We start from the raw sequence: 16013 nt of genomic DNA on the forward strand, positions 1-16013 counted from the left end.
CATCTAATTTTTACATTTATTGGCTTTACTATTTGGTTTACCAAAAACTTATATCCGGTGGCTAAACCTTTTACAGCTAATTATCTTCTATTTTTTTAATTCTTCCCATGAAAACACTTTTATCTGGCTTTAAGGTAAAGCTGAGCCTTTCTTTCCAGGCTACGAATTGGTTTCGTAGCACTGCCCTCGTGCTTTTGCTGTGTAATTTAGGTTTTCTTAGTTCGGCCCAGAATAAGGTCTGGGATAAAACTATTGGTAGTAATCAGAGTGATGAGTTATCCATTCTCCAACAAACCAGTGACGGTGGGTACATTTTGGGTGGCACTTCTGATGCCCGGGCTTCCGGCGATAAATCCCAGTCAACCAGGGGTGGTTCAGATTATTGGGTAGTAAAATTAAGAGCGGATGGTACCAAAGCTTGGGATAAAACCTTGGGCGGTCAGGACGAGGAGGATCTGACTACTTTGCAACAAACCCAGGATGGCGGTTATATTCTGGGTGGTAGTTCCAAGTCGGGTATTAGTGGCGAAAAATCGCAGGCTAACCGGGGCGGAAGTTCTAGCGAAGATTATTGGATCGTAAAACTAAATGCCAACGGAACAAAAGTCTGGGATAAGACTTTCGGGGGAAATGATTACGATATCTTACGATCCGTACAACAAACCAGTGATGGCGGCTACATTTTGGGGGGTACCTCGCAATCCGGTAAGAACGGCGACAAAACCGAACCATCTAAAGGCTCTTCTGATTATTGGATTATAAAACTCGATGCTAATGGCACGAAAGTTTGGGATAAAACCATTGGTTCGAATGATTCCGATACGTTTACCGCTTTGCAACAAACCACCGATGGTAGCTATATTTTGGGTGGTCGATCCTTTGCTGGCCGAAGCGGGGATAAAACCCAGGGCAATAAAGGAGGTTCAAAATACGCGGATGATTTCTGGATTGTAAAAGTAAAGGCCGACGGCACCAAAGTATGGGACAAAACTATCGGCGGAAGCAATTTCGATTATTTAACTTCTCTTCAGCAGACCAATGATGGCGGCTACATTCTGGGCGGTATTTCCGAATCGGATAGTAGTGGGGACAAAAGTGAAAACAGCAAAAGAAGCACTGATTATTGGGTAGTAAAGCTGAATACCACCGGTGACAAAATCTGGGATAAAACCATTGGCGGAAGTAATTACGATTACTTACATTCGGTGCAACAAACTAACGATGGGGGCTATATTCTCGGAGGCTATTCTGAATCTAACATTAGTGGGGATAAATCTCAGAATTCTTATAAGGATGAAAATAATTTTAACACGAGTGATTACTGGTTGGTAAAACTAAATGCCAATGGTACTTTAATCTGGGATAAAACCATTGGGGGTGATAGAAGCGATTATTGCCGATCCGTACAACAAACCCCAGATGGGGGTTATATTCTCGGAGGCTCTTCTTCGTCCGGCATTAGTGGCGATAAAGCCCAGGCACCTAAAGGCGCTGCCGATCAAAGTTTCTCTGACTTTTGGCTGGTAAAACTAGGTAACCAGGAAGTAAACCTAACCCAAACCATCCAGTTTAATACCGTTCTTTATAAGACTTTCGGCGAGGCGCCTTTTACGCTTTCGGCTACCGCTAGTTCCGGTTTACCGGTTGCTTTTACCGTTGAATCTGGGCCGGCTACCATTAAAGACAATACCCTCACCTTAACGGGCACCGGGAAAGTTATCGTTAAAGCTTCTCAGGCCGGCAACGCGCAGTATAGACCCATCAGCGCCACCCAAACCTTTCTCGCAGAAGCGCCGTCGGCGGTTAAAAAAATCCGGGAAGAGAGTTTTGGGGGCAATAAACCCGATAACCTTACCGCCATGCTAGTTACAGCAAATGGCGGTTATTTACTGGGAGGTTATTCCTCCTCCGAAAATTCCGGCGACAAGAGCCAGAATAGTCAAGGATACGCCGATTACTGGATTGTTAAAACCAATGCAAGGGGCACTAAATTATGGGACAAACGGTATGGTGGCACCAATGCCGATTATTTAACCGCTATGTTAGTTACCCCCGACGGCGGTTATTTGTTAGGCGGCTACTCCCGCTCCGGACGCACCCGTGACAAAAGTGAGAGTGGTTTTGGATTAGAAGATTATTGGATTATTAAAATTGATTCGAGCGGCAACAAACTTTGGGATAAAACTTTGGGGGGAGTTGAAACCGATAAATTATCGGCTATGCTCCTCACCCCGGATGGGGGTTATCTGCTAGGTGGTTCTTCCAATTCCGATACGTCTAAAGATCCTGGCGGCGTAGTGAAAGGTTATTCCGATTATCTGATAATAAAAATAGATGCAGCGGGTAATAAAGTGTGGAGTAAAACTTACGGCGGAGACTATGTGGATGATTTAAGTACGCTACTGCCTATTTCCGATGGGAATTACCTGTTGGGCGGATCTTCGGGTTCAAATAAAAGCGGGGATAAATCGGAAGCAAATAAAGGTTTTTTTTACACTCCTGATTATTGGTTAATTAAAATTGATGGCACCGGTAAAAAGCTTTGGGATAAAACTTACGGCGGAAACAGCAATGATAATCTAGCGGCAATAATAGAGACTTCTGATGGGAACTACCTACTGGGTGGCACCTCCGGCTCCATTCATTCGGCAGATAAGAGTGAAGACGGACGAGGTTTCGAAGATTACTGGGTAGTAAAAATAGATGCTACCGGCAACAAAATCTGGGATAAAACTTACGGCGGAGCTCAGCCCGATTATCTAACATCATTACTCTCCACGCCCGACGGTGGTTTTCTGTTAGCGGGTTCTTCCAGCTCGGATAAAGGCAATGAGAAAAGCGAAGATAGCCGGAAATATGACGGGCAAATTAGGGTGGGAAGTGATTTTTGGGTAGTACACATTGATGCAAATGGAGCTAAAGAGTGGGATAAGACCATTGGCGGCTTGAACTTAGATAACCTTACGGTTGCTTTAAAAACCGGTGCACGCAGGTATGTGCTAAGCGGATCTTCCCTCTCTGATGCTGGAGGCGATAAGAGTGAAAATATTTTAGATCCCCCTGCCCTTGCTTTGTCGTTAGCCGCAGATTATTGGATTGTGGATATAGAAGTAGCCGAAGACAATCAGCCAGTGGAAATTGCCTGGAATATGCGTTATGGGGGAGTTGGCGCCGATAATTTCACTTCTCTTATTCCAACTTCCGACGGCGGGTATTTATCGGGTGGCTATACTAACTCGGGTAACAACGGCGATAAAAGCCAAGCTAGCCAAGGTAAAAACGATTACTGGCTGGTAAAAAGCGATAAAAACGGTAAAAAGCTTTGGGACAAACGCTACGGTGGCTCCGAAGATGATTTTCTGAACCGGGTAATACAAACTTCGGATGGGGGATATTTATTAGCGGGTTCTTCTTTCTCGGGTAAGAGCAACGATAAATCGGAAGCGAGTAAAGGAGACCGTGATTTTTGGGTGGTAAAAGTTGATAAGCAAGGCACCAAACAATGGGATAAAACTTTTGGCGGCTCCGGCTACGATGAACTAAAAAAAGTAGTGCAACTCTCCAGTGGCCAATACCTGTTAGCGGGTTCCAGCAACTCCCCGGCGAGTGGCGATAAGAGCCAGGACAGCCAGGGTGGTCAGGATTTTTGGCTGGTAAAAATTAGCGCTTCCGGCGATAAAATCTGGGACAAGCGTTATGGTGGCACTTTAGATGAAACTTTGGGCAGCTTTACCCTGACAAGTACCGGCGGCTTTTTGCTGGGAGGTACCTCTTTCTCCGGCGCCAACGGTGATAAAACGCAGGACAGCCGCGGCGGCAGCGACTTCTGGTTAATACGGCTCGATAGTACGGGCGCTAAAATCTGGGACAAACGCTATGGTGGCCCCGGCGATGAAGAACTTTTCTCGATGGGTTACAATCGTTTTCTGAGCGAACAATCTTATTCGGCCGGCGATTATTTTGTGGGTGGCTCCAGCACTTCCGGGAAAGGAGGCGACAAAACGCAAGGCAGTCAAGGTGATAAAGATTTCTGGCTCGTGCAGCTCCACAGCAACGGCAACCTAGTGCGGGATTTACGCTACGGCGGCAGCGACAGCGACGAACTCCGCGCCGTTATTCAAACCGAAGCCGGGGATTATGTACTAGCCGGAACTTCGCGTTCAGGTCAAAGCGGCGACAAATCGCAGGCTACTAAAGGGGGTAGTGATTATTGGCTCGTAAAAATAGATGCTTTCGGTAATAAACTATACGACCAGAGCTACGGCGGCAGCGGCAACGAAGAACTACGCTACCTGCAGCGCACCGGCGGGGATGGCCTGGTACTGGGTGGGCGCTCCGATTCGGACGTAAGCGGTGATAGAACGCAACCTAGTCAAGGTGGTACGGATTACTGGCTGGTAAAGGTAGCGCCCCTAACTAGGGTTGCCTCCATAGCTAACCGAGAAAGTACGTTTGCACTTGAATCCACTATCGCTGCGAATGAAGTGCAAGCTTATCCTAACCCTTTTACTCATCAGGTAACTTTACCTATAACTCTGGCAGAACCAGCCAACATCCGCCTGCATATTTATACCCCAACTGGGCAACCACTGCGGCAAATAGATTCGGGTAGGCTAAAAGCGGGTAACCACCAACTACGCTGGGACGGCAAAGACCAGCAGAACCAGTTAGTAAAACCCGGCTTATATTTGTATCGCATTATAGTAAATGGTCAGCTAAAAACCGGTAAATTATTTAAAACAGAATAGAACTTCTGGGGAAACGCCAAAAGGTTTTACTAGGTGTTTTAAAGGCGCATATTTAGATTTCTAGACCTAAACCAAACCAAACTTTATTTATTTTAAAATTTAAAAAGAGCGCTCCGGTAAGTACCGGAGCGCTCTTTTTCTAGGTGCTCCTAAGTACCGGAAAGCTTTTCATCAACCTTCCTATCAAAATGCAAAGCAACCTTTTCTCCCTAGCTTCCCGGACTTTCCTACCAAATTTAAATAATGTCGAATCGAACAATAATGGTTTTTAACAGCCAAGATTTAACTACACTAATTTGGCTATAGAGTACTGCTATTTACCCAAAGCGAAGCACGCCCTTGGAGAGCCAGAAAATACGAGAATGTAATAGCTGTTTCTCCTCCCTTTTTAGTCTGGCTTTTAGATCGCAGAAATCAAAAGTGATCCATTAACTACGTAACAAAACAGACAAATTAGACCCTCAAGACGGCGCTCTGAAAACTGGAAAAATTCAACTAAAAAAACCATTATTATCCTAAAAATGGCCTTCTGGTGCAAAGGAAGCCATATAGTAATAATTTAATTAAACCAAGTCCGCCTTACTAACAGCAAAAATTTAGTGTCTTACCAAAACCATATAACATTCTTTCTTTATTTAAATTATACCGCAAAAAGGAAGGCTTCAAAACTTGCGGTGAATAGAGCGACAAAAATTTCCTAATTCACGCGCTATCCGGAACCCGAAAACCCGTTTATTGCGTAAATACTCCTATTTCTTTAAAAATAGTAGGATAAATATCTGATAATTAGCCTATTTAGTGAACAACGTAGTTCACAATTAAAAATCTTAATCTTTTTGATAGTTATATTAGATTGCACTTTATAAATTTCAGGCTGTATTTCCCTCCGTTAAATATCAGGTTACGAACGGTATTTGCTTGCATTTGCCCGGTAATGGCTTGTGGCTGAAATTATAGCGAAGGTTAGGACTGAATATTGGATATTTCTTGCTTTATAAACCAACCGCTAAACCCAAGTATGAAAAAAATGTATACCTATCGGGTACTCTTCCCGTTTATGCCTTTTGCTGGCTATCATGGCTGGTTCCGGCTGTTCTTGCTTCTCCTTCTTTTTATTGGTTTTTGTTCCAAAGTGTCGGCCCAAAGCATTATCTGGGAAAGTACCTTCGGTGGCCGCATTTCCCTGGACGAGGATTCTAACATTACTTATGGCCGTTCTCAGTTAGGTTCTGTAATTAACACTCCCGATGGTGGTACCCTAATTGGTGGTCAATCGGATGCGGAGGCTGGTTTGGATAAGTCGCAGCCCCGGCTGGGCAGATACGATTACTGGTTGGTAAAAACAAATGAAAACGGGATAAAACAATGGGATAAAGTATTAGGTGGTAGCGGTCAGGAAGAATTCGTAGCCGTACTAGCTACTCCGGACGGTGGTTACCTGGTGGGTGGTTCTTCTGATTCACCGGCCGGGAACGACAAAAGCGAAGCAGGCAAAGGCAGTTCGGATTATTGGATCGTGAAACTGGATAGTATGGGCAACAAGCAATGGGATAAAACCCTAGGCGGCAACAATTACGATCAATTAAGAGCTCTAGCAACTACTCCGGATGGGGGTTATTTACTGGCCGGCAATTCTAACTCTCGGGCAAGCGGCGATAAATCGGAGGCGGGTAACGGAAATAACGATTATTGGATTATAAAAATTGATAGCAGCGGCACCGTACAATGGAATAAAACCTTAGGTGGCGCAAATCTGGATTACCTGGTAAAGGTGCTACCTGCTTTGGATGGCGGTTATCTGCTGGCCGGCGAAACCGATTCGGTGGTTTATGAAAAAGATGGCACTCGCTTTACCGTAAAAACCAGGAATTTTAACGTCATTAAAATTGATACCACCGGTACCGAACTGTGGAACAAGACTTTTTACAAACCCTACAATACGCCGTTAAAAGATTTTGTGCCTACCCCGGATGGCAATTATTTATTAGCGGGCAGCAATTATCTGGTAAAAATTAACGAAAACGGCATTCAGCTTTTAGAAAGAAATATAAGTCGGTTTCTTCAGGCAAACAAAGAACTGGAATCCGTTTTGGCTACTCCGGATGGGGGGTATTTACTCGGTACCAACGGTCAATACACCAACTACAACCAGGAAAATAACCGCAACGACGATTTCCGCTTAGTAAAGCTCGACCAAAATGGTGTTTTTTTATGGGAAAGCCCTTACGGTGGCAATGGATTCGATTTTCTAACCCGGATTATTCTTACCAAGGACGGCCATTACCTGTTGGGCGGTTACACTTCTTTCAGCGACGGCATCGACAAGACAAATGGTATAAAAGGGGAATTTGATTATTGGGTAGTAAAAGTAAAAGAAGATCAGCAACCCGATTTAATCTCCTGGAACCAACGCTACGGCGGCACTGCCCAGGATAATTTTACCCAGGTAATACAAACAGTGGATGGCGGCTATTTACTCGGAGGTTATTCGCTCTCGGATAGTACCGGCGACAAATCGCAGAGGAAACAAGGCGGATTTGATTTTTGGGTAGTAAAAACCGATGATGAAGGCAATAAAATTTGGGAAAAAACGTACGGTGGCACCAATAACGATTATCTTAACAGTATTCTGGAATTACCCGCAGGCGGATTCTTACTAGGCGGCAGTTCCGAGTCGGGCGCCGGCGGCGACAAAACGGAAGCTAGCCGGGGTAGCCGGGACTATTGGATTATTCGCCTGGATTACAAAGGCGACCTGGTATGGAACCACACCTACGGCGGTACGGGTACCGAAGAATTGCGCAAGATGCAACACTTACCCCACGGCGGTTATTTACTAGCCGGTACGAGTAATTCACCCGTAAGCGGGGAAAAAAGCCAACCTAGCCAGGGCCAACAAGATTACTGGATAATGCGCCTCGACGAACAAGGACAAAAAATTTGGGATCGGAGTTACGGGGGCACCGCAAACGATATTTTAGCTGATCTATTGACCAATCCGGACGGCAGTATTTTGCTCGGTGGCACTTCTCATTCCCGGAAAACAGGCGATAAAAGCCAGGCGAGCCAGGGTGGCTCTGATTATTGGGTAGTAAAAACGGACAGCACCGGTTTATTGTTGTGGGACAAACGCTTTGGCGGCACGGAACAAGATAATCTTTTTGCCCTGGCCAGTTCTCCCGAAGGTACTTATTTACTAGCTGGTCAGAGCCTATCCGATGATAGCGGGGATAAAACCCAGCCGAGTCAAGGCAACCAGGATTATTGGTTAGTGAAAATAAATAATAATGGAAATAAAATCTGGGATAAAACCTTTGGCGGAAGAGGAAAAGAAGAACTCCGGTCTTTAACTACCACCCGGGAAGGCGGCTATGTATTAGGCGGCACTTCTTTTTCGGGCCGAAACGGGGATAAAACCCAAAATAGCCGGGGCAGCGGCGATTATTGGCTCGTTAAGACCGATAGCTCGGGTACTAAACTTTGGGATTATCGTTTTGGCGGAACCGGCAACGACGAACTCCGGATCGTACAAGAAACCCGGGAAGGTGGCTTAATTGTGGGCGGGCGATCTACTTCCAGGGTAAGCGGCGACAAAACGCAACCTGGTTGGGGCAATACCGATTATTGGTTAGTAAAATTATCCGCTACCGGGGTTGGCTTCATAAATTTAGACAATCCGCCGGTTGCGTCCGTTCTTCCGCCTACCGTTTCTCCCTTAATCTCCGGAGTAAGTTTAAAAGCTTATCCAAACCCATTCCCAGCTCAGCTCCAGGTACAATTTAAGCTGCCCCGCACGCAAACCATAAGTGTCCAAATCTACGATGGCCAAGGGTTGGAGGTAGCTACTCTTTTTCAGGGAGAAGTGCAGGCAAATCAAACCTATCAATTTCAGTGGCAACCCAAGGCTTTCATGCCTACCGGTTTATATTTTGTACGTCTGCAAACTCCCCAAAAGGTTAGTTTCCAGAAAGTACTATTCACCCGGTAAATTTTCACCCCTTGTATTATAGCAGTTGGCTCTGATAAAAGAGTTAGCTGTTTTATTTGCTGCCTGTTATACTAACAAACTGCTTTTACTAACGGCCATAACGCAAGAATAAAAGCGGGCGAGTCTTGAAAACCCGCCCGCTTTTTTGATTTTATAAGCCCAATTTTTGGAAAGTAGTGAAGAATAAACACAATTAAACCTAGCCCTTTCTTCCGGGCGAAAAACTTAAAAAATTAATAGCTATTCATTTCCCTCTTCCCGGAGGAGTTATCATTAAGCCCCTTGAAAAGACAAGTTAAAAGTTAAAGAAGCGGTAGCTATTATCCTAGATAGCAGTTGGGCCAACGAGGGCCTGCTAGTTTGCCGGCACCGCGGACAAAGAAGAAAAGGAAAAGCAGCCCGACTAAGTAGCCCGACGTGACCTGCCGGCCTTTGAGGCAATACTCCGCCTTATGAATGAAGATAGCTCTTAGCTAAAGTCGGGAACCATCACTAAAGAACAACGCTGAATCCTATTTTATACAGGAGGAGCCTGATGGTGCTTAGTTGTATTGTTCTTACGTCGCCTTCTACTTTTACGCGATCTATAAAAGAAGCTTTTTTGATTTTAGCCTTTAGTGATTTTTTTTCCGCTCTGTCAGGTATACCGGTAAAAATAATTGGGCAAACTGCACCCGAAAACTTATCTTTATCTGGCTCTGACCAGTACATAATCCCAACTAAAAGTTCTCGGAGAATGCGGTACTCCTTCCATTTAGCCCAAAATAACACCAAACTATCCACCGAAATTATCGCGGGTGTTTCCTCTTTTCTAGCTACTTCGTACATTATTGTGGTTAACCCCAGTATTCTTAGTCAAACCGGAATGCCGTTTGCCGGCGTACTCACGGCTACGGTGTTGGTTTGTTTTGGCAGTAGCCTGATGATGGGGCTTTTTGCCCGTAACCCTATTTTAGTAGCTCCGGGTATGGGTTTAAATGCTTTTTTCACTTTTTCGGCGGTGCTGGGCATGAAAGTACCCTGGCCGGTTGCCTTAGGAGCGGTATTTTGGTCCGGAATTATTTTTTTAATCTTGTCTGTTTTTAACGTTCGCACTTTTATTGTGCGGGCAATTCCCCGGCCTTTGCGTTACGCCATTGCGGCAGGTATTGGTTTATTTATTACCCTGATCGGCTTTTCCAACGCGAAATTTATCATTGCTCATCCGGCCACTATTATTGGCGTCAGTCCTTTAAACCCGGCTTTGATCACATTTCTAGCTGGTTTGTTACTAACGGCTCTACTCGTTACCCGGCAAGTACCGGGCGCTATTTTACTCGGAATTTTATTTACCACCTTAGCTGCCTACCCGCTAGGCCGTTGGTGGAGCCTTACCGAAGCACCTTTAGTTACTTTAAACGGAGTTTTAGCGGCTCCCGATTTTAGTTTACTCTTGCGCTTAGATTTGCTGCACTCGCTGCAATGGTCGGTGGTGCCGGTAATATTTGCATTTGTTTTTACCGATTTGTTCGATAGCCTGTCTACCCTGGTAGGTTTGGCCGAAGCCGCTAATTTGCTCGATGAAAACGGCGAACCCCGCCACGTAAAACGCGCCCTGCTTACCGATGCGGTAGCTACCACTTTGGCCGGGCTGGTAGGTTCCAGTCCCGGTACGGCTTACATTGAGTCGGCGGTAGGCATTGAGGCCGGCGGACGCACCGGCTTAACCGCCGTAGTAGGAGCTTTGCTATTTTTACCTTTCCTGTTTCTGGCCCCGCTGTTAGCCGTTATTCCGGCCATTGCCACCGCACCAGCTTTGGTGCTGGTAGGAGTATTCATGATTCGGCCTGTTACTAAAATTAATTGGGGGCAATTGCACGAAGCCATTCCGGCTTTTTTGGCTATGGTGTTAATTCCGTTTACTTATTCCATCACGCAAGGCATTATCTGGGGATTTTTATCCTGGACTGCTTTAAAACTGGCTACTGGTAACCGCGCGGACATAAGTTTAGCTTTACTCGTAATTGATGCTTTTTGTATTCTGGCTTTATTTCTGGCTTAATATTGTAAACGCTACTTTGCAGTACTTCCCCAGGTGAAAACTTGAATAAAAGTTAGTAAGCGATTTTTATTCAAGTTTTCACGGTAGCTAGTGTTCCGTCAATTATAAAATGGCAGGTTGCTCACTTAAAATACCCTGACTTAATAAATTACAACTATGGACTATCGCCTGTCGACCATGGACTAATTTATTGCTCGAAATAAGCCGCGTACTGTTTCGGCAACTCGGGTAAATTTTTAATTTTTATGTCTTTGTAAAATACTTCGGCGGCTTCGCTTTGTAGTTGTAGTTTGCCTTTGGTAAGCGGGATAGTTTGCCCATTATCTACGTAGCGGGAATTTTGCAGCACCATTACTACTTGGCCGTTCACAATATGTAAACTTTTGTCGCCGAAACAAATAAGCTCTATCTCGTTCCACTCGCCCTGCGGTTTTTCGCGGTCTTCGCTGCGCAAACAAAAACCACTGCGCTCGGTACCTTTCCCCAAAGGTAAAAAGGGTTGGCTGGCACTTGCCACCGTATTCATAGCTCCTTCGGGCAGGTAGGCCCGAATGTCAACGGCCGATGAAGCTATGGTCCAATAATCGCCCATGTGGCCTTCCATTATCTGAAATTCCTGCCCCAACATCCAGGCCCGCCAATAATCTTTACCGCTTTCCCCGATAGAATGGTATAAAACTCCCGAATCTTTCAGCAGGTTAGTCCGGGGTTCCCACTTTTTACTTCCCCATTTTACTTTTAGTTTCAGGTGGTAATTCTGAAATTCTTGTTTCGTGAAAACGCAACCGTAAATCTCACCACTGACCCGTAACACCGGGGCACCATCTTCTTCCACCACCGTAAATACATTATTGGTATTTTTATTGTAGCCAATCGGTTGAATGGGAGTACCATCTGTATCCAGAGGAACTTCGCCTTTGTAGCCCACTTTATGGCGGTAGCTCAGGTACATTTCCCATTTACTCAAATCTTTATCAAGTAAATATTTCCCAATCATTTTTGGGATAAAAGGCACTCAAGCCGCCATAGGCAGCGGTGAGCAGGGCCAATAATAGCCAACTTTTACTTTTCATATAAGTTCCAATTAAAGGTGAAAACAGCTTTGGGTTGTAACCAGATAACTAAATAAGCTCTGCTTTTTTCAGCCTATTCGTTTCTGGAACAAGGAGTTAATCTAATTCAAAAGTAAGCGCAAAGGGAAACCGGAATATGGTAAAAATCTATTTTATTATAGTATATCTGCTGTCCAGGAAGAAATTTAAATTAATCTTATCCCCAATTGAAAAAGTATGTTCGGTTACTTGATCAAAAAACAGATAAAGCCTGGGGAGAATGCAGGAAAGGCAGGAATCACAAATAAAAGGCTATGAATTTCTAAGCCAATGGTTTGTTCTGGTAGCAAACAGGATTTAAACATTCAGGCTTTACCGAGAAAATAGCGTCTAGGATAATCTTTAGCGCCTAATAAGCTTGAATATTTAAAATTTAGTAATAAATTTAATTTTCATGTAGCTCATTCACAGAAGTTTAGTCTTAACTACTGCTTAAGCACCTTCACCATGGAGATAAAAATTCTGCTTCCTCAGGAACAATCTAAACGCGGGGTTATTAACCTGAAAGATTTTATCGATAAAGCTTCGATTAATGGCGTGGAAAGTACGGAAATTGAAAGAGCAGCTCTTTTAAACGGACAAATGGGCGTGGGCGATTTACTCAATTCCGTTAAAACCATTGTGGAAGCCGCCACTGAACCTTTAGTAGAACTGGTGAAATGCTTACAGAAATACGCCGACAATTACCGCACGGTAATTACCATACCCACTAAGAACGGAAATATTGTGCTCAAGCACGGCCGAAGCATGAAACCCGAACAATTGAAAGAACTAGTTACGGCCATCCAACAGAACAATTTGTAAAACGCAGACGCTTGAAACCAACAAGGCAGTGATTGATCATACGAACACCGTAGTACTATTAATCGGAGCCAGTGATTTTCCGGAAGATCCTACTATTACCCCTATCCCTAACGTTAAAGCCAATATTTCCCGGTTTAAAGAAAGCTTAATTAATCCGGAAATTGTTGGGGTTCCGGAAGCTAATATTACTATTTCGCTAAACGAAACCAAGAGCCAGATTGAAAGAAAACTGCATGATCTGGCCGAAAAAACCCGGCATAAAAAATACACTTTATTGGTTTATTACACGGGTCATGGTATGCTTAGCTCCGAAGATTACGAGTTATACCTCACCACCCATTATACGCATAAAAAATACCTGGAAAGCGACGGCATTAACATTGAAGATTTTAAAAAAGACATTAAACGCTCAGCGGCCAGCCAGAAAATAGTGCTGCTCGACTGCTGCCACAGCGGTGCTATTATTGGTACCATGAACGATACGGCGAGTACTATTCAAGCAGAAATTAAAGGATTTGAAGGAACCTACGTCATGACTTCGGCGGCGGAAGATACGCCTTCGTTATTTCCGGTAGATAAGCCCGACCAACCCACTTATTTTACCGGTAAACTGCTGGAGATTATTAATAGCGGTATTGAAAGTGATTGTGAATATTGCTCTTTAAGAGAAATTTATAATAAAATTGAATTCGATTTTCGGCAAGCAGGATTGCCCCGGCCTCAACAATCTAATTTTAACACCGCCGATCAGTTTTTCTTTTCCCGCAATAAGAAATATGAAAAACCTAAATCCGCCGATGAACAGGCGTGGGAAGTAGCCGTTCGCAAAAATACTAAATGGGCTTATCTGGACTTTGTCAAACAATTTCCCGAAAGTCGCTTGTCGGATGAGGCCAAGCTCCGAATTTACCAAATCGAAGATAAAGAGTATTGGTTAGAGGCATCGGGCAAGAACACTATTTTTTCCTTATTAGAATACCTTAATAATTTCAGCAATGGGCAATTCGTAGAAGCCGCCAACCAAAAATTAGAAGCTTTAAGAAAAAAAGAAGAACAAGAAGAAGAAGAACAATACTGGAAACAAACGCTGCTGGTTAATAATTTAACTTCTTTCCAAAATTACCTGGCTTTGTACCCCGACGGCCGGTTTGCGGCTAAGTGCCAAATTCAAATAGAAAGCATTAAGAAAGAAGAAGCGCAAAAAGAAGCCGATGCTTTACGCCAAAAAAAGCAGGAAGAACTACAAGCCGAACAAAAAAGAAAAGCCGAGCAAGTACAACAATTAAAGCAAGCAGCCGACCAGTTGCAGCAATCCGGACAATACGGGGAGGCTTTAGAACTCTTTAAACAAATTTTGCAAATACAACCCGGCCATTCCCCTAGCTTACAAGCGGCGAAACAATGCGAAAAGCTTATTCAGAAAAGAAAAGAATTAGAAAAAGAACCGTCCGAAAACCAGAAAGAAGCCGATTTATTAAAAATAAAGACAAGAGCCATTTACGGAATGGCCGGCTTGTTGGCGTTACTCGCTATATTTTTAATCTGGAAAAACTATTCCACTAGGTCAATTGCTACGGAGGCTAAAAAGAACAATAATCTAACTATTGTAAAGTTAAATTCAGGTTCTTCGCTCCTCCCCGACTCAATCAATAATAATAAGGATGCTACCTCCCCTCCTGCTTCCCTGCTCCACCAAGCTGATTCTCTTTTTGCGGCAAAACAATATGCGACTGCCCTACTCCTTTATACCGCCAATAACCAAAATTTGCAGGCCGAGCAAATACAACGAGTAGCCTGGATTTATGAAAATGGCACGACAAACAATGCTTCAGACATAAATTTACTACAAGCTTTCCGGTGGTATAAAAAGGCGGCTCAGGCTGGTAATCGCGGGGCTATGGTTAAGTTGGCTAATTTTTATAATAAGGGCATAAAAGGAATGTTATCTCCCCGAAAAGATTCGGCCTTATTTTGGTTTAAATCAGGAGCCCAGCTCGGTGATAGCCTGGCTATGTACACAGTAGGATTCATGTACCATACGGGAGATGGGATAAATAAAAACAAAGATTCAGCCGCAGTATGGCTTCAACTAGCGGCCGATCGTGGCATTAAAAAGGCAAAGGAACTGCTTTTAACATCTACTACCCCGAGTAGTTCCTTACCTAACTCAACTAAGTTACCTAATAAGGCTCTTCATTTAAGTAATGCTAAACTAACAAATACAACTAAATCACCGGCGAAAAAAATAGAAAACCTCTCCTCTGGACCGGAAGATAAAGCAGATAAATTAACCCTATTGCGCCAAGCTGACCATTATTATGTAACCAGGCAGTACCTGGCAGCTTTAAACGCTTACTTAAAATACCCGGATAATTTAAGCGGAGAACAGTGTTTTCGTTTGGGCCGGATATACCAAAATGGCCAGGGCGTTAGCCAAAATTACCCCGAAGCGCTGCGTTGGTACCAAAAAGCCGCCGAAAAAGGGCATGCTTTGGCCATGAACGACTTAGGCTACATGCATAAAGCAGGACAAGGCGTTACGCCCAATTTTACCGAAGCAATGGCCTGGTACCAAAAAGCAGCGGCTAAAGGCGAAGCCCGAGCTATGAATAACATGGGCTTTATGTATCGTAATGGCTTAGGGGTAGCTCATAACGATTCGGTAGCCCTAAACTGGTATCTGAAAGCCGCTGAAAAAGGGGATATACTGGCCATGAAAAATTTAGGCAATATGTACCGGGATGGCATTGGCGTAAAGAAAAGCAAACGCGAAGCGGCTAAGTGGTACAAAAAAGCTGGGGTAAAATAATAATTATCTATTTACTAATCTCTAAGTTTTATTCTTGAACCAGTTCTTAGTTTTTTAATCTATTGTACACCAAACTTTTATCTACTAATACCTTGCAGAATTCTAACTAAAAACTCTATCCCGTTGCGTTGCCTGGTTCCCGGTATTTAAATCCCCAGCCCGCCATTTCCTGAAGTACCGGGCCGAGTTCTTGCCCGGATGGGGTTAAACTATATTCCACGTGCGGGGGTACTACGGCCAGGGCTTTCCGGAAAACCAGTTGGTCAACTTCCAATTCTTTTAAGTGCTGAATCAGCATTTTTTCGGTAATAGCCGGAATTAACTTTTTTAACTCACTGTACCTACGCGGCCCCGGGAGCAGGTTATAAATAATGAGGGGCTTCCAGCGGCCACCAATTTTGCTCAGCGTAAAGGTAACCGGACAGTCATACAAAGCGGTGGTTTTGTTACTATGGTTCGTAGAAGCTTCTTTTACTTTTGTCATATAATTAGGGCAGGTTATACCTACTTT

Annotated in this window: 7 protein-coding genes; 5 read left to right on the top strand and 2 right to left on the bottom strand. The window is 44.1% G+C overall.

What is annotated here, in order from left to right:
• Positions 1-107: 107 nt before the first annotated feature.
• From AHMF7605_RS10735 to AHMF7605_RS10750, 3 genes are all read left to right on the top strand, one after another.
• Positions 108-4748, top strand: coding sequence for a FlgD immunoglobulin-like domain containing protein (locus AHMF7605_RS10735; RefSeq protein WP_106929130.1), 4641 nt, complete (start codon positions 108-110; stop codon positions 4746-4748).
• A 1018-nt stretch (positions 4749-5766) separates the two neighbouring features.
• Positions 5767-8736, top strand: a complete 2970-nt coding sequence (locus tag AHMF7605_RS10740) for a T9SS type A sorting domain-containing protein (protein ID WP_106929132.1) — start codon at positions 5767-5769, stop codon at positions 8734-8736.
• A 736-nt stretch (positions 8737-9472) separates the two neighbouring features.
• A complete protein-coding gene (locus AHMF7605_RS10750; protein ID WP_106929137.1) occupies positions 9473-10777 on the top strand; it encodes an NCS2 family permease in 1305 nt (434 codons plus the stop codon).
• A 187-nt stretch (positions 10778-10964) separates the two neighbouring features.
• On the opposite strand, the gene AHMF7605_RS10755 is transcribed toward AHMF7605_RS10750, so the two are convergent.
• On the bottom strand, positions 10965-11774 hold the full coding sequence (locus AHMF7605_RS10755) for a 3-keto-disaccharide hydrolase (protein WP_106929141.1): 810 nt from the start codon (positions 11772-11774) through the stop codon (positions 10965-10967).
• A 562-nt stretch (positions 11775-12336) separates the two neighbouring features.
• Between AHMF7605_RS10755 and AHMF7605_RS10760 the strand changes: the two genes are divergently transcribed.
• The gene (locus tag AHMF7605_RS10760; protein WP_106929144.1) at positions 12337-12693 is read left to right on the top strand and encodes a hypothetical protein; all 357 of its coding nucleotides are present in this window, start codon (positions 12337-12339) and stop codon (positions 12691-12693) included.
• Positions 12694-12721: 28 nt separating this feature from the next.
• Complete coding sequence (locus AHMF7605_RS10765; protein ID WP_106929146.1) at positions 12722-15502, top strand: caspase, EACC1-associated type; 2781 nt, start codon at positions 12722-12724, stop codon at positions 15500-15502.
• 115 nt (positions 15503-15617) lie between these two features.
• Here the strand turns inward: AHMF7605_RS10765 and AHMF7605_RS10770 are convergent, their stop codons facing one another.
• Positions 15618-15986 carry a winged helix-turn-helix transcriptional regulator gene (locus AHMF7605_RS10770; RefSeq protein WP_106929148.1) on the bottom strand — a complete coding sequence of 123 codons (369 nt, stop codon included), beginning with the start codon at positions 15984-15986 and terminating at the stop codon, positions 15618-15620.
• Positions 15987-16013: the final 27 nt, after the last annotated feature.

This window comes from Adhaeribacter arboris (assembly GCF_003023845.1).
Taxonomy (GTDB): domain Bacteria; phylum Bacteroidota; class Bacteroidia; order Cytophagales; family Hymenobacteraceae; genus Adhaeribacter; species Adhaeribacter arboris.

Excerpts from the sequence above, each read along its gene's own strand:
- AHMF7605_RS10750 (WP_106929137.1), top strand. The coding sequence starts at position 9,473 with ATGCGGTACTCCTTCCATTTAGCCCAAAATAACACCAAACTATCCACC.
- AHMF7605_RS10770 (WP_106929148.1), bottom strand. The coding sequence starts at position 15,986 with ATGACAAAAGTAAAAGAAGCTTCTACGAACCATAGTAACAAAACCACC.
- AHMF7605_RS10755 (WP_106929141.1), bottom strand. The coding sequence starts at position 11,774 with ATGATTGGGAAATATTTACTTGATAAAGATTTGAGTAAATGGGAAATG.
- AHMF7605_RS10740 (WP_106929132.1), top strand. The coding sequence starts at position 5,767 with ATGAAAAAAATGTATACCTATCGGGTACTCTTCCCGTTTATGCCTTTT.
- AHMF7605_RS10760 (WP_106929144.1), top strand. The coding sequence starts at position 12,337 with ATGGAGATAAAAATTCTGCTTCCTCAGGAACAATCTAAACGCGGGGTT.
- AHMF7605_RS10735 (WP_106929130.1), top strand. The coding sequence starts at position 108 with ATGAAAACACTTTTATCTGGCTTTAAGGTAAAGCTGAGCCTTTCTTTC.